Genomic DNA, 21,573 nt, shown 5'->3' with positions numbered 1-21,573 from the left:
TCTGTCTGTTCCTCCACAAGGAACCTCGTTTCGCTCGCGATTTGTAGCTTCGATTTTTATCTGAAATTCACACTCGATAGAGAAGCTTGAACGCAAATCCTGCGAGCAATTTCGTTCGCGCTGAAATCGAGTGTGCAATGTCCGATCAAACCATCTTGTCCGCCAGCGGCTTCATCAACTCCATTGGCGTCAACACGCACGCCGGCTTCGGGTGGACCGGCTACAACGATCTCGCGCTGATGGTCGATGACCTCAAGTATCTCGGCGTCAGCCATCTCCGCGACGCGATGGGAACCAGCCCGGCTGCGCAACCCGTCGTCGATGGTCTGGCCGCTGCCGGCTACAAATTCGACTTCCTGGTGTCGTCCGCCCTGCCCCAGACGGGCACAACCGGACTGCAGAACTACATCGTATCGCTCGAGAAGTTCGTGGCGAGCCATCCGGGCAGCATCAGCGCCATCGAAGGGCTCAACGAGGCCAATCACCAGCCCTTCAGCTACAATGGCAGCTCGAGCCTCACAGCCGCGGCTCAGTTCCAGAGCGCGCTCTATCAGGCCGTCAATGCCGACGCCGCGCTCGCCAGCATTCCCGTCTACAATCTGTCACTGGCCTACAACGATCCGCAAGGCTACAGCCAGCTCGGCAACATGTCGGGCTCGGTCGACTACGCCAACGCCCATGCCTATGTCAGCACCAGCCTGACGACCAGCAGCTCAATCTCGGCAACGCTGAGCGCCGTGATGACCGCGGCACCCGGCAAGCCCGTCGTCATCACCGAGACCGGCTACACCACGCAAGCCAACACCCAATATCTCGGCGTCGACGAAACCGTGCAGGCCAAGTCGATCCTGAATACCCTGGTCGATGCCTACAAGGCGAGCGTCAGCGCCACCTATCTCTACGAACTGCTCGACCGCGACTCGTCTGCCAGCAATACCAATCCCGAGGCCAATTTCGGACTGTTCAATTCCGACGGGACGCCGAAGCTCGCCGCCACCGCCATTCACAACCTGACGACCATTCTGGCCGACGATGGCACCGGGGGCCTGCAGCCGACTAATCCGTTGAACTACACCCTGAGCAACATGCCGGCTACCGGCAATAGCATGGTGCTCGGCAAGAGCAACGGCGCCTACGAGCTCGTCGTGTGGGCGGAGCCGAAGCTCTGGAACGATTCCACCGATACCGAGGTGTCAAATACGGCCCAGACGGTCACCGTGAACCTCGGCGCCGTGCATCATTCGGTGAAGGTGTACGATACCCTGACCGGAACCACGGCGATCGCCAGCTACACCGACGTCAGCTCGATCACGATTCCGGTCAGCGACCACCCGCTGATCATCGAGATCGACGCGCCCCCGACCACTTCGACTCCGCCGGACACAAGGACCAGCATCACGGGCACGGCTGCCGAGATCGTGCCGCAACTGTCCGACCTGAGCGAGTCCACGGCACTGCAGACCATCACGTTGACCGACTCGCACGTCCTGCCGGTCGCCTCGAAGGCGACCATGGACTACATCATTGCCCATTACGGCAGCGCCCTCTCCAAGATCCAGGGCGGCTACTCGTTCTCGGTGACGAACTCGACCTCGACCTGGAGCAGCACGAAGACCTATAATTCCAGCGGAACGCTTCTGTCGAAATCGGATACCGGCCTGAATTCGAGCGGGCAGCCGACCTCGACCACCGTGGCCTACACCGACGGCTCCAAGGACCTGATCAGCTACACCGGCGGTGTGAAGACGAAATTCGTTCATGTCGGCACCGACGGAACCACAACCACCGACACCTACAACACGGCCGGAACCCTTCTGAGCGAAGTCGTCCAGAAGTCCGACGGCTATTACTCCACCACGCTCTACTCGAGCGGCGTGAAGACCGCCGCCTACGTCAAGAATGCCGACGGCTCGCAGGACAATTACACCTACGGCATCACGGGCAAGAGCTTCACCACGCAGGTTCAGCATCTCGACGCCTCGGGGAAGGTCACCTCGGTGACCCGCAGCCATGCCGACGGCTCGCTGGACTCGACGCAGGTCTACAACAGCGACGGCAGCAGCGTGATCACCACCTATAGCGCCACAGGCGTCAAGCTGGTCGAGACTGCCTATCATGCCGATCACAGCAAGGATGTCTGGACCTACAACATCACGGGGCAGACCTACACGACCGAGCACGACGTCTACAACACCACCGGCTTCCTCACCGGCCTGACGCGTCTGCACAGCGACGGCAGTCTCGCCTTCAAGCTCGCTCAGACGACCGACGGCACCAAGACGACCGACTGGTACAATGCCGCCGGCAGCCTGACCAGCGAGGTGATCCAGAAAGCGGACGGCACCACCTCGACCACCGTCTACAGCAACGGCGTCAAGACCAATACCTATATCAAGAATGCCGACGGCAGCCAGGACAATTACGCCTTTGGCATCACCGGCCAGAGCTACACCACGCTGATCCAGCACGTCGATCCCTCCGGCAAGGTCACGGCCGTGACCCGCAAGCATGCCGATGGCACGCTCGACTATACCCAGGTCATCAACGCCGACGGCAGCAGCGTCGTCACCAACTACGATGCTGCGGGGACGCGAACCAAGGAAGCCGACTTCCATGCCGATGGCAGCAAGGACGTCTTCCTCTTCAACATCACCGGCCAGACCTACACGACCGAGCACGACATCTACGATGCGACCGGATTCCTCACCACGCTGATTCGCGAGCATGCCGACGGCAGCATGGCGTTCCAGCTGGTGCAGAGCGCCGACGGCACCAAGACGACCGACTGGTACGATGCCAGCGGCGTCCTCACCAGCGAGGTGTTCCAGAAGCCGACCGGCTACAGCTCGACCACGGTGTACACCAATGGCGTGAAGACGGCGGCCTATATCACCAATGCCGACCAGAGCCACGACAATTACAGCTACAACATCACCGGTCAGAGCTACACCACGCAGTATCAGCACCTCGACCCAACAGGCCAGACGACCGAGGTGATCCGCTGGCATGCGGACAACTCGTTCGACTACACCCAGGTCATCAACAGCGACGGCAGCAGCGTGGTCACCAACTACGATGCGTCGGGCGTCAAGAAGACCGAGACCGACTACCACGCCGACGGGTCGAAGGACGTCTTCCAGTTCAACGTCGTCGGCCAGACCTACACGAACGAGCACGACAGCTACGATTCGACCGGCTTCCTCACCGATATCGTTCGCACCCACGCCGACAACAGCCTGGCCTTCACGCTGGTGCAGAGCGCCGACGGCACCAAGACCTCCGACTGGTACGATGCGAGCGGCGTCATCACCAGCGAGGTGACGACCAAGATCGATGGTTACAACTCCACGACCGTCTATACCGGCGGCGTGAAGACCGCCGCCTATATCAAGAATGCCGATGGCACGTCGGACAACTGGAACTACAACGTCACCGGGCAGTCCTACACCACCCAGCATCAGCACCTCGATGCCTCGGGCAAGATGGTCGAACTCACCCGGACCCACGCCGACGGCACTCTGGACTATACCCAGGTCATCCACGACGACGGCAGCAAGCTGACCGACATCTACGACAGCGTCGGCACCAAGACCCAGGAGATCGCCAACAACACCGACGGCTCGAAGGACGTCTTCCTGTTCAACTTCAACGGACAGACCGGCACCACGCAGCACGAGAACTACAACTCCGCCAACGCGCTGCAATTCTTCGATCAGACCAAGACCGACGGCACCCACAACGTCACGGCCGTCGCCAGCGGCGTAACGATCCACGGCGGGGCGGTCAACGACGTGTTCTCGGCTGCACCGGACTCGACCACCGTCGCCTACGACCACGGCCAAGACCAGATCCTCAACTTCCAGGCCGGCGATGGTACGACTCACGACGTGGTCCAGATCTCGAAACTGCTGGCCGCGGACTATAGTCACTTGCAAGTCACGCAGTCCGGCACGAACGCGCTCATCACGTTCTCCGCCACCGACTCGATCCTACTGAAGAACGTCTATGTCTCCAGCCTGACGAGCCACGACTTCGTGTTCGTCTGAGCGCGGCGAATGAGAGCCCGGACGGGCATCAGCACCGCTTCGGGGGCCGGGACCATACAGGGTTCCGGCCCCGTCGTTTGTTGGGCGCCTGCCTGATCGATAAGCAGCGTGCCGGCCGCCATCCGCAATTGGATAGCCCCCATGAATTCGGACGAGCTGCCGCGATTGCGCCGCATCGGTCAACGCGCTCAGCGAACTTGCGTCACAATTCGCCGCTAGACACTCAGACGAACCGCGCAAGGACTCCGAGGCCCGATGCAAGCCAGTGAAGCAAGACGTTTCGTCGTTCTCGACTTCTACCGCTTCGTCGCCGCGCTCGGGGTCTTCATCTTCCACCTGAAGCTGATCGACACGGGGATCTCTCCGGCGTGGAACGGGTCCTATGGCCTGTTCGTGGACATGTTCTTCATCCTGTCCGGCTTCGTGATCTCGTACTCCTACCCGTCCGACGCGCGTGGCGTGGCTGCCTATTCCCGCTTCATGATCCGGCGCATTGCGCGGATCTATCCACTGCACCTCTTGAGCCTGCTCATCTTCGTGGTGCTCATCGGCGTCGGGCTGGAGCGCACGGCCCGCTCGACCCCGCTGGACTTCCTGTACAACATCCTGCTGCTCCAGGCCTGGGGCGTCACCGATCACCTCAGCTTCAACTCGCCGTCCTGGTCGATCAGCGCGGAATTCTTCTGCTACCTGATATTTCCGCTGCTGATGCTGTTCGCGCGCAAGGTCCAGCCGATCATGCTCGGCGCCATCGTGGCGGCGCTCTATCTGGTCCTTGCCCACGGCCATCTGCCGATCTGGCAGGAGCGGTCGCAGATGTATGGCGCCAATTTCGATTACGGAATGCTCCGCGCACTGCCGAGCTTCCTGAATGGAATCCTGCTCGCCATTCTGTTCCGGATGTCGCATCCCTACCGGAATAAGCGGATGATCTTCGCCGGCATCGGCGTGTTCGGCCTTTCCGTGCTGGTCCTCAACGTCTTCGCCAAGCCCGACCTCGCCATCCTGCTGTTCTCCTGCGCCATCCTGCTCACGGCGGTCGGCGAAAGCGCCTTCAAGGAGTTTCCGGGCGCGCGCCTGCTCGGTCGGCTCGGCAACACCTCATATGCGATCTACATGCTGCACGATGCCGTTCTCATTGCCGTGTTCAAGCCGCTATGGACCTGGCTCGGACTGCGCCCTGATCAGTTCGGCCTGTTCGCCCTGGCGTGCTGCGCGGTCCTCACCGTCATCGCGGACCGCACCTACGCCTATTTCGAAAATCCCGCGCGGCGCCTGATCAATCGCTGGGCCGACACCTCTCCCTCCTCGCGCAAGGTCCAGACGGCCAGCGCCGAGGCATCCATGCGTTTCGACAACACCGAGCGGGCAGTCAACTGACTGCCCTGCCGATGACGTGAGGGACGTTCAGGCGACCTTACCGTCGGCCGCCGGCACCATCCGCATGGCACTCTCGCCCAGCAGAGGTGCGATGTTGGCGCGGGACAATTCCATGACTCCCGGCAGCGCCTGGCGGACCTGCTGGCCGACGGAGTCGTACGCACCGAGGAAGTGCAGCAGGAACTTCTCAAAGCTGTCACCGACCAGGAATTGCGACGGCGACAGCAGCAGCTGCTCGCTGACGCCGAAATGCGCGAACAGGCCCTGGAATTTGTCCTGGTAGGTAATCGCTGCGACGGGCGTTCCCTGCCCGAGCGCCGCAATCGCCAGATGCATGCGGCCGGTGATCACGCCGTCGACCAGACCGACGACGGCCTTGATCTCGCCAGCCGACAGCGCCTGATCGACGTGATGCACACGATCGCCGAGCGCGGGCTTGAGGCGGTCGGCCAGCGGTCGAAGGCAATTGTCGTCGGCGATCTCGGGACGGTAGTCGTGCGCCAGCAACACCCAGCTCGCATTGTGCTCGCGAGACAGCCGCTCCATGGCACCCGCCGCGAGGTCTATCATTTGCCGCAGCTTGGCCGGCTCCGGCCGCTTGAACAACATCGGATGAATGTTGAAGACGAAGACCTTGCGACCCTGCTCGCGCTGTCGCGCGATCGTAGCCGCGATCTGCTTCACGGCGGCGGTATCGGCCCGCGGCGTCAACATGAACGCCGCATCGGTGACGAGATGGGCGCGCTTCCGGGCGAAATCGTCGAACCGCTGAAGAGACATCGCATCGCGCAGGTTCAGGACCACGTCCGGATCCAGCAGTCGGAACACCTCGCGCAGCGCCTTCGCCGGGTGGGAGTTGAAGCTGAAGCCGAGCACGCTGACCTTGGCGCCGAACGCAGCCATCAGATCGGCAACCAGCAGCATGCGCGCGGCATCCACCGGCGAATAATAGCCGTCGAGCACGTCGGCCCCGAGAACCAACCCGAAGTCCGGCCTGGTGAGCGACAACTCCTGCGCCACCGTCTCGTAGGAGAACGGCTGTCTCCAGAGTTCGAGCGGCTTGAAGCCCATCGCGCGGACGTCCGCGCTGGCCGCTGGGGTCGCGGTAATGATGTAGACCTCGAGGTTCGGATAGGCCCGCTTCATCTCCCCGGTGGCCGCTTCGATCATGGCCTCATCGCCGCGCGACTGATGGACGCTCCAGGGATCGGAAGGAAGCACGACGAGCCGACGCGGATTGTTGCGCGGCGCGACGTTGACGCCGATATCCTTCCGGGCGATCTGCCACCTGCGCAGCTCGAGCAGATCGAGCGCCAACGGCGTATTCTTCGCGCTGTTGAGCCAGCCTCGGAGCTGCCTGCGTACGGGCACGGGGATCAATTGCTTCACGACATCCTCCTCGTCTTCATCAAGCGGTCGCACCGCGCTTCACGACGAAATCAATCAGGGACAGGGCCTGCTTCCGCCAGAACAGCAGAAGGCCCGTCAGGTAGGTCGCTCCAAAACAGGACGACAGCAGTCCAATCCGCAAATAGGGGTTCATGCCCGGCGTCGCCTCGCGGCACAGCACGACCGCGCCGTAAGCCAGGACGATGGCACAAAGGCAGCCCGCAATGGGGCGCAGAAACTGGCTCCAGCTCAAGCCCAGCAGCCGGAGCGCCAGCGCGAACGTCACGGGAGTCACCACGAGCTGGGAGAACGCGAAGATCGTGGCCAGTTGGCCTATGTCGCGCGAGGGCAGCAGGAACATGGCCGGCACGACCGTGCAGAACTTCAGAATATTGAGCAGGAAGACGTAGTTCGGCTTGCCCAGAGCGCCAAAATAGGCGCTGTTGACGAACTGCACGGTCTGGACCGCGCCAATCAGCATCAACGGCCGCATCACCGCTTCGCTGCCGCCCCACTTGGCGCCGAACAGCAGCAGGGAGAATTCCGGCGCGATCGCCGCGAGCAGCACGAAGACCGGAGATCCGATCAGCGCGCCGAGGCTGACGCTGCGCAGATACGCGCCGGCGATACGGTCCCGCTCGTGCGCGATCTTGGACAATGCGCTCAGCGCGACGTCCATGACCGCCTGGGTGAGCAGCTGCATCAGGATGATGTAGACCCGCGCACCGACCGTGTAGATGCCGAGGGCCGCAACGCCGTAGAGCGACAAGATGATCATGTCGATCGTCCGCACGATGGCGAAGTCCAGCAGCCTGTTCAGCACGACGTGGATGCTGTAGCCCGAGAGCTCGCGAAAGCTCTTCATATCGTGGCCGCGCATCGGCAGCCATCGCGGTTGGCTCCAAAGCCACAAGCCGCTGATCGCGCTCTGAACGACCACCTGGATCACGAGGCTCAGGGCGCCAAACCCGGCATAAGCGCAAGCGATGCCCACCACGCCGGACACGGCGGTTGCCACCATGGTCCTGAGCGCAAGCACGCGAAAATCCATCTTGCGCTTGTAGAGCGCTTCCTGGAACAGAGTTGCGGTCCCGATCGGAAGCGAGAGACTGGCCGCGGCGAGCAGCGGCGCGAGCCCCTTCACGCCAAGCCAATGCTCGATATGCCTCGCAAGCAGCGCAATCAGGACGGCCAGGAGCACAGAGGCTGCAAACGAGCAGAAAAAGGGCAGCGTCACGTCGGCGGCCTCGAGCGTCCGCCGCTGGATCAACGCATCGCCGAAGCCGAATTCCGCGATCGAGCTCAAGAGCAGCAGGATGAAGGCGACCAGCGCGGCAAGGCCGAAATCGGCGGGATTGAGCAGCCGCGCCAGCACCAGGAACAGCACGAACGACAACGCGCGGCCGCCCCAATTCTGTGCGAGCGACCAAAACAACGCCACCACGACCTGATGTTGTTTGCCCTGAATGACGTTCATCAACAATTCGACCCAATTCCGACAGATCCAATCACAATCGCAGACTAGACGACGTGACACGCGATGCTGCCGCACCGTCACCATCTCCGATCACAGCGGAGCAGTGATTGCTCGCGACATTACGACGGAGTGATGGCAATCAGATGAGTGCCGTCACGATTCCGATTTAGAGTGGAAGTGAGTTCAAATCGTGGACTACACTCCAATCAACCTTTGCGATGTGATGCAAAATGGATGCCTTGATGAATTCGCCCGCTCCGCGTTCTCTCCGTAGCTCCAAGCGTTTGCGCGTGGCGATCTACGCACCGCATTTTGCAGAATATTCCTATCGGCTCGCCTCGGGATTGGCTCACCATTGCGACGTCCGGCTCGTGCTCAACCGCAAAGACGCTAATCAGCAATGGGAACTGGCCGATATCGCCGTGGCAGCTCCCTTCGAGACACGCATTCGCGACCTGAGCCTGCGCCGCGGCGGCGCGATCGGCATCCCGGCCTCGTTCCTCGACATAATTTCGTTTCGTCCGGACGTGATTCATTGTCACGAAGTTCCGGAGATCTACACGTCCAAGCTGATCCAGCTCCTTCGTCCGCTCGGCATTCCGCTCGTGTTGACCGTTCACGATGCGATTCCGCATTCGGAAGGCGGCTCCGGCACCTCGCCACGTGAAGATGCCTGGCGCGAACGCATGCGCGCGGCTGCATCGGTCGTCACAACGCATGGCGAAAGCTGCATTGCCGATTTTTGCCGCGCTTCGCCTGACTTCAAGGGGCAAACGGTTTCCAGCATGCACGGCGTGCTCATGGTTCCGCCAGCGACGGGTGCGATCACCGCGCCCGACACCGCACGCATCCTGTTTTTTGGACGGATGTGGGCCTACAAGGGCCTGGACGTCTTCGTCGACGCGATCGACATGTTGGCCCGGCGCGGCGTGCCACATGAAGCGATCGTCGCCGGCCGCGGCCCCGAGATGACGCGGCTCGGCGCGCGAATGGAGGCGATGCCGACGGTCAAGACCATCAACGCCTACATTTCGCCTGCGGATACCGGGCGGCTGTTTCAATCCGCCACCGTGGTCGCCCTGCCCTATAAGGATGCAACGCAGAGCGGCGTGCTCGCCTCCGCATACGGCAATTCTCGTCCCGTCGTTGCCAGCGCCACCGGCGGCATTCCCGATGTCGTGACAGACGGCGTCAACGGGCTGCTTGTTCCTCCGGGCGACGCTGCTGCGCTGGCCGTTGCGCTCGAACGCGTGCTGACCTCGAAGCCTCTTGCCGCGACATTAACTGATGGCGCACGGCAAACCGCGGCCGGCATTTTGAACTGGGACCGGATCGCCGAGCAATTGCTGGGGTCCTATCAGAAGCTCGCCGGTCGTACCGTGAGCTGACCGCGGGCACGCGGTCTCTCAGATCGATTGCCCGATCTTCAGCGGTCGAAAGAACATGCCGCGGATCGCTCCGTCCAACAGGCGCCTCAGCCTCACCTCGATCAGCTCATAGCTGATTGCGCTCGCGACCAACGACATCACCAGCCCGAGCGCGATGAAGGCGGTCCACAGCAGCCAGCGGTCGACGCCGACGGCGACCAACTTCAGGCCGATCACCTGCAAGGGGAAGAGCACGAAAGGATGCACGAGATAGAGGCTGTAGCTGATCTTGCCGACATATTGCAGGGCCGGCGCGCTCAGAGCCTTGCCCAGGCCCGACCCCGGGGCAAGCACCATGCCGAACAGCAGGAAGCCGGGAAGCAGCCCCACGAACGGGTGGAACAGCACCAGGCTCGCATACATCGCCGCTCCGCAAGCAAGCCCCGCGATCAAGCCGAGACGCCCCGGAATCGCAATGCGAAAGCCGGTTGCGCTGAAGAGCATGCCAATGCAGAAGAAGGCCGTGATCGGCCAATGCATTAGACAGGCGATGCCCAGCAGGATCAGGGGCGCGGCCAGCAGCTTGCCGCCGATGCGCAGCATTGAAAACGTGGCTGCAAACCAGATGTAGAAGGCCCACTCATAGGTCAGCGTCCAGGCATTCTGCTGGGCAATGGGCAGGCCGAGCGCATCCTGCACGAAAAACAGATTGGCAGTGAAGATGGCGAGATAGCTCGGTAGATCGATCCCGCGGAAGAACTTGTAAGCGACGATCGGACCTATCGCGAACAGCGCGAGATGCAGGACGACGAATACCGGCATGATGCGCAGGACGCGATCGAAAAAGAACCGCGGCAGCGACCCGTGCCGTACCAGGCTCGCCGGGATCAGAAAGCCGCTGATCATGAAGAACAGCTCGACGCCATGCCCGCCGACATTGATCACCGATTGTAGCCAGGGCCAGAGCGGCGGCAGGAAGCCGGGATCCGGAATGTCGTACATGCCGCCCTTCGGCATGTCGTAGAAATGATCCATCAGCACGCTCAGCGCCGCAATGCCGCGGAGCCCCTGGACCGACGGAACGAACGATCCGTCGTAGGCTCCGCCCGGCTGGTGCGGAAGCTGGGTCACTCTGCGGCTCCCTGGGTGCTGAGCGCAGGCTCGAGAACGACGGCCTTTCGCCGCGCAGAGCGGAACCTCTGCCCGAACGAAATGCAGGGCTTCTCGATGAATGCGTACGTCATCCAGCTGACAAGAACCGACAACGCCAGGATCAAGACCATGAAGATCGACCATCCAAGCGGCCCGTCGCCGAACCAGACGAGGCGATGAATGAAGACGATCACGAACGGCGACATCAGGTAGATCGAATAGCTGATCACGCCGACGAACGCCATCGGGCGCCACGCCATTCTCTCGCCGAAGACGGCAAAGCCGATGAAGACCAGCGCCGCGCAGACATAGGCCGATCCGATCGAATAGCTGTAAAAGAAATTCTCGTGATACACGCCCCCGAACCGCCGGTCGGACAGTGTGGCGGCAAAGACCGCATACAGCAGCGTACAGACCGCCACGTGAGTCCATCGCAATTTTCCGCCGATGACGGTGTCGCGGATGATCTTGCCCAGGAACATCGCCGACAGGTTGAGCCCGACTTCCATCACGGAGGAAACGGTCCTGCTCTCCACCAGGAGTGCAGCGGTGGTTCCGACCAGCGCGGCCGCAACGACAATCGTCACTGCCGTGAACCGCTGGTTCAGCAGCCCCATCGCGAACAGAATGGTGCATCCGACGTAGAACAGCAGCTCGATCGCCAGCGTCCAGTAGAACACCCAGAGGTTCGGTACGTTCACGAAGGTCTGCAACATCGTCACGTTCGCAGCGACCTGTCCGAGCGGATAGACCTTCGACTCCAGCAGCTGCATCGTCACGAGCCCGACCACGAGCGAGGTCCAGTAGGCCGGATAGAGCCGGAAGAAGCGGCTGATCGCGAAGTCCCGCATGGGCGTGGCGCTGTTCGGGAAGCTGAACGGAATGACGAAGCCGCTGACGAAGAAGAACAGCACCACGCCGAACCGGCCGAAATTCATGTAGTAGCCGAACACGTCGTGGATCGGCCAGTAATAGGCACCTGTCGGGTGCTTTTCGACGATGATCTCGAAGACATGCTGGACCAGGACCGACAACACGGCAATACCGCGCAGCGTATCGATGAATGCGAGCCGTTTATGCATCGTTCGTTCTCACCTGCTTCCGCTCGCCGCCGGTATATCCGGGCGGAAGCCTTCCAATGACGGCATGGGCTGCCGCAAGACAATCGGCACGGTGTCGCCCGCCCGTGCGGACGCTGTACGGCGCGAGAACACCTCGCTGAAGCTCAATGCGATGATCAGGAGGCCAGACGCCGGGCCGTAATTCAGCACCGTGATCGTGAAAAGGTTGACGACGAAGATCAGCGTCAGCTTGTAGACGTCGGTCGCTCCGAATGTCGCCCGGAACACCATCACCATGAATGCGGCGAACGGGAGACCGAACATCAAATAGGTCCCGATGTAGAAATTGTCGACGGGCACCCAAAAAGACGCGAGCGGCGAGAACAGCTGTTGCGGATAGTTGAAGCAACCCGCACCGCAGCCAGTCACGAGGCCGACCGGCATGAGCTGGGTCAGGTAGATGAACGGCTTTTGCCAGCTGTTGTTGATGCGATCGACGATGCTGAACAGCGTCGAGTGCGGCACCGCGGCGGTACCGGAAGCGACCACGATCATGAAGAACGGCACGAAGATCGAGGCGAAAGACCACAGCGCGATGGTCCGGATGGCAGGAAAGCGCGACTTCTCCGGCAGCATCCGCACGAACACCAGCAGAATCAAGTAGAGCACGAGGACAATCATAGTCGTCTTGCTCGTGGTCAGCTTGATGGCATAGATCGCGATGGAGCCGAACAGGAGACACCACGTGGTGCTCATGCGAATGGACGTGATCGCGAACGACACCAGGATGAAGAAGGCGGCCATGGTGTTGTCGGCCGCAAAACCCATGAGGCGCTGGTCGTCGCCGCCATAAGCCCACCACAACCGGCCGGCCTCGCGTACCGCGCCGAAGGACTCGTATTTGTAGCCGACCCAAGGCATCAGGTAGAATTTCGTCAGGAAAACACCGATCACGGACAGGTAGAAGGTCACGGCAATGACCGACAGAAGCTTTCGGTATGAGCCGAGGCTCGAATCGCAGAAGCAGAATCCGACGAACACCGGCAGCATCATCTTGAACGACGAGACCGCTGCGTTGACCGTACCCAGCATGAAATAGCCGAGCACGAGCGACAGCATGATCTGCACCAACACCAGCAGGGCCAGGGTGCTGCGATTGCGCAGGATACAATGGACAAAGAACTGGACGAGGCACAGAAGCGCAACGGCGTCTGGCACGTACCAGAGCGCATTCATGTGATAGATGCTGGTGTAATAGCGGATCACGCCGCCGAAGGCGTCGCGGATCAGATAGACCGCGAGCGCGATGGCCTCGATGTTGAGGCTGATCAGCGTCATCTGGGGTCGATGCAGCGCAGAGATCGTCATGTCCGGCTCAGTTCGTCAGCCGCGCCGACCGCGCGGGAGAGCGCGCGAAATCCCGGCGGCTTCCGAGTGCATTTCGCATGAACTTGCCGCCGGGAATTTCGACGTAGAGATAAGTGAAGTGAGACACCGCCAGGACGGCGGCCAGCGAGACCACGAGGTTCAGCGTCGCCGGCAGGCCCGTCCAGACCGAATCCAGCGCGGCGATCCGCCCTGCCCCCACCGCCCGTACGAAATATTCAGCGAGCAGCACCACGAGGGCGTGCACCATATAGATCGAGTAGGAACGTTTCCCGAGCCAGACCAGCGGCCCAGCCACCAGGATCCGCGGCACCAGCAGCGCATCCGGAAAGGCCAATAGGCTGCCGAGGAAGATCGCAAACGTCACGGGCGCGAGGAAGGTTGAGGCAGGACTGGACTCCGCCAAGGACACCAGCACGATGCTGGCTATCATGGCGACGAATTGCAGCGCGCCCTGCACGGCAGGGCCCGGCTTGGCCGGCAGGCGATCAACGATCCTGACGGTCAACACGCCCAGAAAGAAGCTGACGAAGCAGCGGAGGATACCGAAGTCGGTCTGAAGCCCGAGGCTCCTCTTGTCGAGCACGAAGATGATGAAGACCAGGCTTCCGACCGCGAGCGCGCCGCAGAGGACGTAGAACCACAACAGGGAACGCATGCGCTGGGCAAAGAGGACGATCAGGCCGAACACCAGATAAGTGTAGAACTCGACGCTGATGCTCCAGCTCGGCGCGTTCCAGCTGAGATAGTCGATGAACCCCATCGAATGCAGCAGCAGGACGTTGAGACCGAAGGAATAGGCGTTGTTCACTTCGAAGGCCGCCGGCGCGGCCACAACGACACCCGTCATGACCAGGCTGATACGCAGCAGGCGAAACAACAGATTTGCCATCAGCACGACGATGTGCAGCGGATAGACCCTCGCCAGGCGCCGCACCATGAACTCACGCAGCGAGAAACGCCCGAAGTCGCTCTCGACGTAGCTGAGCGACATGACCATCCCGCTGAGAACGAAGAACAGATCGACCAGCAGCCAGGAGCTTCTGAAGAACGAGCAGTTGATCCACGCATTGTGCGGGAACGCAGCGAGGAACGTCGGCATCAGCAGGAGATGGTGAATCACCACCGATGTCGCAGCAATGCCCCGGATACTGTCGAGCGGCAGGACATGCGCCTTCTCACGATGAACCAACTCCGTCACATCAACATTCCCAGCTATTGCACCGCAGCAGTGTGTATCAGGACTCGCGCGCGTTCAATCTCCGCGATGGCGGACTCGCATTCGACGCATGACGATCGACGATAATTTCAACGCTCGCAGTTCGTTCGGACATGCGAGCGCCAAGTTCACGCCACTTTTTGCTTGAGACCGCCGTGCGTCGGCGCGCAAATCAATTCGGGCGCGATGATGGCGGGTATTTGCGTGCAAAGTGTGCGCGAAATTCGGCGCTGTTGCGGTCAAGCCGAACGCAACGGCGCTGATTTATCCGCGTGCAGGTGGTCATGCATGTCGCACCAATAATTCTTCACGGCGGGAACTAATGTCTCGCCCGGCGACTTGTGTCGGTTTTGCGACGCGACCGGCGGCGCCGGATGGAAGACGCCTCATATGTTTTCAAGTTGCAACATTCTTGGGCGCGAGCATGCCGATCTCGCAGGCATTGCATATCGTCATTTTGCAACCGATTGGGAAACGACAACGCAGCGGTTGCAATCGACGACATGGACTCCTCTTTTGCGTCGCACAAAAATTGACACAGTTACCTGCCAGGTTTCGCGTGTTCTCCTAATGCAACAAGGAGCAAGGGATACGGATGGGCTGCGGACTGACACGTCGTCATGCAAGGCCACGATGGCTAACGATCGTCTTGGCGAGCTTTGCCTTGACCGTGTCGAGCATCGATGCTTGCCGCGCTCAGTGCGTCGAATTTACAGATCGTGCCTCGCAGCTCGAGCTCGACACGTTCGTCAAGTCGCCCTCCTCGCTGCTGGAGCGACTGCGCAATGACAAGGAGAAGCTGAGATATCGGCTCTCCACCTATATCGCCACGACTACGTCGGTGTTGCCGTCCGTGCAGACACTGATCTCCGCATCGGCTTCGACCGATCGGTCCTCCATCGGCGCCGCGCTGCGCATTGCCGAAGGGCGATGCACGTCGACGAAGCCGGACGCTGCACGCAAGATCAAGGATTTCGTGCAGCGGATTGGCGATCTCAACGTGCAAGCAGGTTATTCCGCCGCGGGAGACGACGCCTCCGGCGTCCAGGCTCAAGCGCAAGACAAAGGCCCGACGCAACCGTCCCGGGGTGGGGCGCTGCTCGACGGCGAATGGAAGACCAAGCTGGCCAATCCTTTCAAACCCGTCCCCCTTCCGAACTGATCAGCGATCGTCAGAGGCAGCGAATTAGACAATGTACCAACCCAGAGAACATTTCCAGTCGGGACACCGATTTGGCATCGAGTTTGGCGGAGCGGTCCTCAGCTTCGAGCGCGTGGCCGACGTCCTGCGCCGGCAGTGGCCGATCATCGCGGCGTGCACCGGAGCTGCGCTGGCCCTGGTGGTCGTCTATCTGGTTCTGGCGCAACCCATGTACACGGCGAACGCCCGCATCATGATGGATACGCGTCAGGCGCAGGTGCTGGACAAGGACAGCAACGCCAACAGCGCCCTCATCGACACCGGCTACGTCGACAGCCAGGTCGAGGTCATCAATTCGGACGACCTGATTCTTTCGGTCGTTCGTCGGCTGAAGCTGACGGACGATCCGGAGTTCAATGGCTCCGATCCGGGCCTGCTGTCCATCGTCCTCGGCAAAGTCATGTCGCTGTTTGGCTCCGGCGAACCGGCGTCCCAGGATCGTCTCGAGCATGCGGTGGTGGAGCAGGTTCAGAAGAACCTGAGGACGGAACGCGTCCTGACGACGTATGTCTTGTCGTTGAACTATCGCGCGCGGAGCCCAGACAAGGCCGCCAAGATCGCCAACGCCATCGCCAAGGCCTACCTGGTCGGCGCCCTGGAAGCCAAATATGAATCCACCAAGCGGGCGACCGAGTGGCTTCAGCAGCGCAGCATCGAGCTGAGCGAGCAGGCTACGGCCAGCGACCGCGCCGTACAAACCTTCAAGGCCGAGCACAATATCGTCGGAACCAGCCGCGGCCTGATGTCCGAACAGCAATTGTCGGACCTCAACACCCAGCTGGTTCAAGCGCGTGCGGCGACGGCCGAAGCCAAGGCCCGGCTCGACCGGATCACCGCGATTTCGGATCAGGACGTCGCACAGTCGACGGTGACCGACGCTCTCAACAACTCGGTCATCACCCGCCTCCGCGCCCAATATCTCGACCTTCAGGCCCAATATGCCGACTGGTCGAGGCGCTATGGCAAGCAACATCTTGCTGCGGTCAATCTGGCCAACAAGATGGAGGAGCTGCGCAAGAACATCGCCGACGAGCTACATCGGATCGGAGACGCCTATCGCAGCGACTATGAGATCGCGAAGAGCCGAGAAGCCTCGCTCGAGAAGAACGTGAAGGAGCTCGTCGCCCAGGCCGGCCACACCGGCCAGGCCGAAGTCAAGCTGCGCGATCTTGAAAGCGCCGCGGACACTTACCGCAACCTCTACAACAACTTCCTCGAGAAGCTGCAGAGCGCGACGCAGAATCAGAGCTTTCCGCTCAGCGAGGCACGCCTGATCAGCACCGCCACCAACCCGGATCGCAAGAGCTCGCCGCGCACGGTGCTGGCGCTGGTGGGAGGCCTGGTAGGCGGTCTCTGCCTCGGCTTCGGTATCGCATTCGGGCGTGAACTGCTCAGCGACGTCCTGCGGACCCCCGGCGAGGTCGAGGAGGAGCTTGGCGTCAAGTGTCTCGGGGTCCTGCCCGACATTCGTCCGCCAACGACGACCGGCGCCTTGCTTTCGACGTCGGCCAAAACAAGCTCAGCCGATCTGTCCCGCTACGTCGTCGATCATCCGTTCTCGCGGTTCGCCGAGACGTTGCGCAACATCAAGGTGTCGATCGATGTTGCGCGCCTGACCCGCGAGATCAAGGTGATTGGCATCGTGTCTTCCCTTCCCAAGGAAGGAAAAACGACGGTGGCGGCCAACTTCGCACAGTTGATCGCCCTCACCGGACATCGCACGGTCCTGATCGACGGCGATCTGCACACGCGCTCGCTCACCCGGGAGCTCGCACCCAACGCCAAGAGCGGATTGGTCGAGGCTCTGAGCGATCCGGCGAGCCTCGGCTACCATGTGCAGCGAAGCAAAGAGACGGGCCTGGATTTCCTGCCCTCCGTCGTGGCGTCCCGCATGGTCAATTCGGCCGACGTCATTGGATCGAAGGCGATGGCCGAGTTGCTCAAGGTGCTGCGAGAGCACTACGAGTACATCGTGATCGACCTTGCCCCGGTGATGCCGGTGGCGGACTCGAAGGCTGTCAGCCTCCTGATCGACGCCATGGTCTACGTGATCGAATGGGGGCAGACGACACGAAGCGCTCTTCAGGAGTCGGTTTCCGGGTCGGAAGTCCTCCAGAAGAAGCTCCTCGGTGCCGTGCTCAACCGCGCCAACCCGAAGATGCTCAAGCGTATCGAGGCGTATAAGGGCAAGCACCACAACAGCTATTACGTCGAGCACGCCTAAAGCATGATCCGGAAAAGTGCGAAGCGGTTTTCCGGAAAGATCATGCGCAAACAATAAACTAAGGCGCGATGACGATTCATCCAAATCTCTTCGCGCTTTAGACTGGAGGCGCGCAGCGCCACGCCAACCGAACTTGAACGATTTCGGGCCCGTTGCCGTTGGCAGCGGGCCTTTTCTCGTGCTTTGCGGAATTGTCGCGTGAAGGCGATCGAACGCGCCTTCGTTTACGGGACCGAAGATTGCACCAAACCACTCAGACCTTGCTCAGGCCTCCGTATTCGCCCGGAATCCACAACTTGCAGTTCTTGCTCTAGCCAAAAGCAAGGATTGACGAAGCCGGTGATGGCTAAGACAGTACGCCAATTGGCAGCCATCCATCGATAAGACGAGACAATCCGGTCCTTGAGGCCTCAAAATGCCGAAACCTTGGGCATCTTTCTTTTTGGGTTCCCTGGGGCTAACCTCGGCTTATATTTGCAGTTCTTTTCCGGCGGGCTCGGAATGCTGATCGTCCTGACGATTTTGACTATTTGGGTGCTGCTCAACATCCTGTTCGTGTTGATCGTGGTTCCTCCACGCAAGGCGCGCCGGCAGCCGATGGCGGCGCCGACGCTCTCACCCGCGCCCATCGATCCGAGCCGACGGGAAATCGAGCAGGACGAACCTTTCTCGATTCGCCATGTCATCGTTTCCGTTGCGATGGGGGCTTTCTTCGTACTCGTGCCGCCGTTGCTCGCCTTGCGGGATGCGATCATGCGGCTCTTCGGCAGGTCGTCGCGAGATGGAACCTGAGCTCCAGCGCCTGCCGCTTCAGATCAACGGGACATTGAGCGGTCAGTAGGCTTCCTGGAACATCACCGCCGACGCCGTGCGGGCCATGATCTTGAGGTCGAGCCAGATACTCCAATTGCTGACGTACCAGACGTCGTACTCGACCCGCTTTTCCATCAGATCGATCGTCGGCGTCTCCCCTCTGAACCCGTTCACCTGAGCCCAGCCCGTCAGGCCCGGTTTCATGTGGTGCCGGTAAACGTACTTGCTGATCAGCTCGTCATAATAATTGTCATGGGCCAGCGCATGCGGGCGCGGCCCGACCAGCGACATATCCCCGCGCAGCACGTTCCAGAGCTGCGGCAGTTCGTCAATGCTCGTCATGCGAAGGAAGCGCCCGATCTTGGTGACCCGGGCATCCCGCTTGGTCGCCTGGGCAATCGTCTCACCGTTCTCGCAAACGGTCATGGTTCTGAACTTCCAGATCTCGAACGGCCTGCCGTTGAAGCCGCGGCGTGATTGCCGGAATATGACGGTTCCCGGGGAGTCCAGCTTGATCAGCATGGCAACGGTCAGCAGCAACGGCGTCAGCATCACGAGTGCGAACAAGGCCACGCCAATGTCGAGACAGCGCTTTTGCAACCGCTCGAGAATGGTGAGAGGCGGCCGCTGGATTTCGACCGCTACGGTTCCACTGACCGGCAGAAATGGACGGGCCACGAGATCCGCGACCGGGTCGTCAGGCAGCAGGCGTATAGGCTGCGGGACGGCGCGCAAGTATGGCCCCAGCTTGCGAAGCATCGGCAATTCGTTCCAGTCGATCGCAAGCAGATATTCGTCGACGTCGGCCGAACGCGACTGACGGATTACGTCACGAATCTGCCGCTCCCAATGGCCGTCATCCTGATCGGCTCCGAGCACGAAATGGCGCATCACGTCGAAGCCATTCCTCCGCAGATCCTTGAAGCGGCTCGAAGTGAAGTCGAGCGGCTTGAGGCTGAGCAGGACCACCTTGCGGTCGACCAGCCGGCTTCTCGCAAAGCTCGTGCCGAACACCGCCTGCCAGAGGAAACGGAGGCTGATCAAACCAAGTCCGCCGATCACAGCGAACACGATGACCGTGCCGCGGGATAGATTATCCGTCGATTTCAGCAAGAAGGCCGCAACGGCAAGGATCGTCAGCGACGTCAGCCAGATAAGCACCGCCTTTCGAAGCTGCCAGACGATGTTGAGCAAACGGTGCGTGGCATAGACGTCGCGAAAATAGGCGACAGCCACGAACACCGCGCCGACAAACAATCCGGCTCCCAGCGAAGCGCCATCTGTGGGCGAAGCGACGGCCGCGCCGTACAGCGAAGCCCCGGCGGCATAGCTCAACAGGATCAGCAGAAAGTCAGCAGCCATGACGACGATCTGAAACGGCCTCTGAAGAGAGCCACCGCGCGTCGACGACAGCGTGTGAGCGTTTTCAGAACCATAAGTTGCAACAGCCATTCGAACCTCTGCCTATCGAGAGAGTGCCTGACGCTCATCGTGATGCTGAAGACTCGTCACTTCCCCGCACGGAAAGTGTTGGTTGATCGCAGCGACATTGTGGCGCTGCACGCAAAACTTTTGCGGCGCAAGGATCATGCGCCGCGTTGAAATGCGCAGCGAAATTGGTCGCGCCGAAAATGTGGTCACAGTGATGACATATGAGCGAACGCGTTGCCCTATTTTGAATCAAGTTCCACATCCAGCGCGATGCGTGATCGTCGCGCGAGCGCCCATCGCTCATCTTTCAGGCGAAGCGAGTCCCCGCGAGGAGGCGAAACGAGTCAGTTGCGAGAATTTCGATGGATTTCCATCTAGGCGTGCGTCTGAAAAATTGGCTCAGGCATGCAACTTTGCCGCACTCTCGCACGCAGCAATGCAATCATGCGGACCGATCATTCGCGCCGCCCGTCGCATAACCAGGTCGGCAAAAAATGCCGCGCCCTTCTTTTGGCGTGATCGAGCCGGAGAACAGGAACGCTCCCTCACCGAATTCACGTTGTTCGTGTTGGATGGAAGTTCTCCGGTGCCGGCGACTTGGGGAAATTTTTCAACCACCCGTCGATTGAGCGCCATGATATCTCTCGCCCGACCACGCCCGACCCTTCCCAAACCGCAATTGCCGGAGGGAGTCCGCATCTATGCGATCTCCGATATTCACGGATGCGCGCATCTGCTCGAGCCCATGTTGCGGGTGATCGACGCCGACGTTACCCGCAGCCGGCCGCGCTATGCGGTCGAGGTCTTCATGGGCGATTACATCGATCGCGGCCCGGATACGCGCGCCACTCTCGACGTCCTGGTCGAACGGAGCCGTCGGGGAAACGCGGTTTTCCTCAAGGGAAACCACGAGGAATTTCTTGTGAGGGTGTTTGAGGATCCTTCACTGTTCGAAGATTGGATTGCCGTCGGCGGGGCCCAGACGTTGATGTCCTACGGGCTCGCCCCGCCGGACCTGAAGCGCGACGAGCCCGCATCGATCATGCGCGATTTGATTCGGGCAATGCCCACCGAACATCTGGAATTCCTCGACAATCTGCGGCTGAGCTTCAGTTGCGGGGACTTCTTCTTCGTTCACGCCGGCGTTCGCCCGGGCGTTCCACTTGCCGAGCAGACCGAGCGCGATCTGCTCTGGATTCGCGAAGAATTCCTGCGGAGCGAGGAACAGTTCGGCAAATATATCGTGCATGGTCACACGCCGGTCCGCAGCGCCGAATTCCTGGCGAACCGGGTCAACATCGACACCGGTGCCTATGCGACCGGCAACCTTACCCTGATGAGTATCCAGGGCAGCCGCATGCTCGCAGTGTGAGGTGACGGCGGCTTGCCATCAGCCTGCCGAAGCTGGCGCGCCTCGGAAGGCTGCT

14 protein-coding genes are annotated in these 21,573 nt (G+C 61.0%); 7 read left to right on the top strand and 7 right to left on the bottom strand.

Annotation, left to right across the window (positions count from 1 at the left end; all coding sequences use genetic code 11):
• Positions 1 to 137 precede the first annotated feature (137 nt).
• Entirely contained in the window at positions 138 to 4,046 is a 3,909-nt protein-coding gene (locus tag UNPA324_RS22965; protein ID WP_141936053.1) for an RHS repeat protein, read from the top strand.
• A gap of 255 nt (positions 4,047 to 4,301) precedes the next feature.
• Positions 4,302 to 5,426, top strand: a complete 1,125-nt coding sequence (locus UNPA324_RS22960; RefSeq protein WP_128916528.1) for an acyltransferase family protein — start codon at positions 4,302 to 4,304, stop codon at positions 5,424 to 5,426.
• Between the two features lie 27 nt (positions 5,427 to 5,453).
• Here the strand turns inward: UNPA324_RS22960 and UNPA324_RS22955 are convergent, their stop codons facing one another.
• Entirely contained in the window at positions 5,454 to 6,815 is a 1,362-nt protein-coding gene (locus UNPA324_RS22955; RefSeq protein WP_245508866.1) for a polysaccharide pyruvyl transferase family protein, read from the bottom strand.
• 19 nt (positions 6,816 to 6,834) lie between these two features.
• Positions 6,835 to 8,292 carry a lipopolysaccharide biosynthesis protein gene (locus tag UNPA324_RS22950; RefSeq protein WP_128916526.1) on the bottom strand — a complete coding sequence of 486 codons (1,458 nt, stop codon included), beginning with the start codon at positions 8,290 to 8,292 and terminating at the stop codon, positions 6,835 to 6,837.
• Positions 8,293 to 8,582: 290 nt separating this feature from the next.
• Here UNPA324_RS22950 and UNPA324_RS22945 point away from each other — a divergent pair, with 290 nt between their 5' ends.
• Positions 8,583 to 9,680: a glycosyltransferase family 4 protein gene (locus tag UNPA324_RS22945; protein ID WP_246667202.1), complete on the top strand. Its 1,098-nt coding sequence runs from the start codon at positions 8,583 to 8,585 to the stop codon at positions 9,678 to 9,680.
• Between the two features lie 18 nt (positions 9,681 to 9,698).
• On the opposite strand, the gene UNPA324_RS22940 is transcribed toward UNPA324_RS22945, so the two are convergent.
• The 4 genes from UNPA324_RS22940 to UNPA324_RS22925 are packed head-to-tail and all read right to left on the bottom strand — an operon-like array spanning position 9,699 to position 14,459.
• Positions 9,699 to 10,790: an acyltransferase family protein gene (locus UNPA324_RS22940; RefSeq protein ID WP_141936049.1), complete on the bottom strand. Its 1,092-nt coding sequence runs from the start codon at positions 10,788 to 10,790 to the stop codon at positions 9,699 to 9,701.
• Positions 10,787 to 11,893 carry an acyltransferase family protein gene (locus UNPA324_RS22935; RefSeq protein WP_141936047.1) on the bottom strand — a complete coding sequence of 369 codons (1,107 nt, stop codon included), beginning with the start codon at positions 11,891 to 11,893 and terminating at the stop codon, positions 10,787 to 10,789. The genes UNPA324_RS22940 and UNPA324_RS22935 overlap by 4 nt, the downstream gene beginning before the upstream one ends.
• Before the next feature lie 9 nt (positions 11,894 to 11,902).
• Positions 11,903 to 13,240 carry a hypothetical protein gene (locus UNPA324_RS22930; RefSeq protein WP_128916522.1) on the bottom strand — a complete coding sequence of 446 codons (1,338 nt, stop codon included), beginning with the start codon at positions 13,238 to 13,240 and terminating at the stop codon, positions 11,903 to 11,905.
• Positions 13,241 to 13,247: 7 nt separating this feature from the next.
• Positions 13,248 to 14,459, bottom strand: a complete 1,212-nt coding sequence (locus UNPA324_RS22925) for an acyltransferase family protein (protein ID WP_245471568.1) — start codon at positions 14,457 to 14,459, stop codon at positions 13,248 to 13,250.
• Positions 14,460 to 15,072: 613 nt separating this feature from the next.
• Here UNPA324_RS22925 and UNPA324_RS22920 point away from each other — a divergent pair.
• From UNPA324_RS22920 to UNPA324_RS22910, 3 genes are all read left to right on the top strand, one after another.
• Entirely contained in the window at positions 15,073 to 15,639 is a 567-nt protein-coding gene (locus tag UNPA324_RS22920; RefSeq protein ID WP_246667201.1) for a hypothetical protein, read from the top strand.
• A gap of 31 nt (positions 15,640 to 15,670) precedes the next feature.
• Positions 15,671 to 17,902 carry a Wzz/FepE/Etk N-terminal domain-containing protein gene (locus tag UNPA324_RS22915; protein ID WP_128916521.1) on the top strand — a complete coding sequence of 744 codons (2,232 nt, stop codon included), beginning with the start codon at positions 15,671 to 15,673 and terminating at the stop codon, positions 17,900 to 17,902.
• A gap of 501 nt (positions 17,903 to 18,403) precedes the next feature.
• Positions 18,404 to 18,694, top strand: coding sequence for a hypothetical protein (locus tag UNPA324_RS22910; protein WP_128916520.1), 291 nt, complete (start codon positions 18,404 to 18,406; stop codon positions 18,692 to 18,694).
• Between the two features lie 42 nt (positions 18,695 to 18,736).
• On the opposite strand, the gene UNPA324_RS22905 is transcribed toward UNPA324_RS22910, so the two are convergent.
• Positions 18,737 to 20,167 (bottom strand): undecaprenyl-phosphate glucose phosphotransferase, encoded by a 1,431-nt coding sequence (locus UNPA324_RS22905; RefSeq protein ID WP_128916519.1) that lies wholly within the window; start codon positions 20,165 to 20,167, stop codon positions 18,737 to 18,739.
• A 613-nt stretch (positions 20,168 to 20,780) separates the two neighbouring features.
• On the opposite strand from UNPA324_RS22905, the gene UNPA324_RS22900 reads away from it, so the two are divergent.
• On the top strand, positions 20,781 to 21,518 hold the full coding sequence (locus tag UNPA324_RS22900) for a metallophosphoesterase family protein (RefSeq protein ID WP_128917147.1): 738 nt from the start codon (positions 20,781 to 20,783) through the stop codon (positions 21,516 to 21,518).
• The last annotated feature ends 55 nt before the right edge of the window (positions 21,519 to 21,573 follow it).

The sequence above is a fragment of the Bradyrhizobium sp. UNPA324 genome (assembly GCF_006658635.1).
GTDB lineage: Bacteria > Pseudomonadota > Alphaproteobacteria > Rhizobiales > Xanthobacteraceae > Bradyrhizobium > Bradyrhizobium nanningense.
The sequence above is the reverse complement of the archived record's forward strand: the minus strand, read 5'-3'. Positions and strand labels throughout refer to the sequence as shown.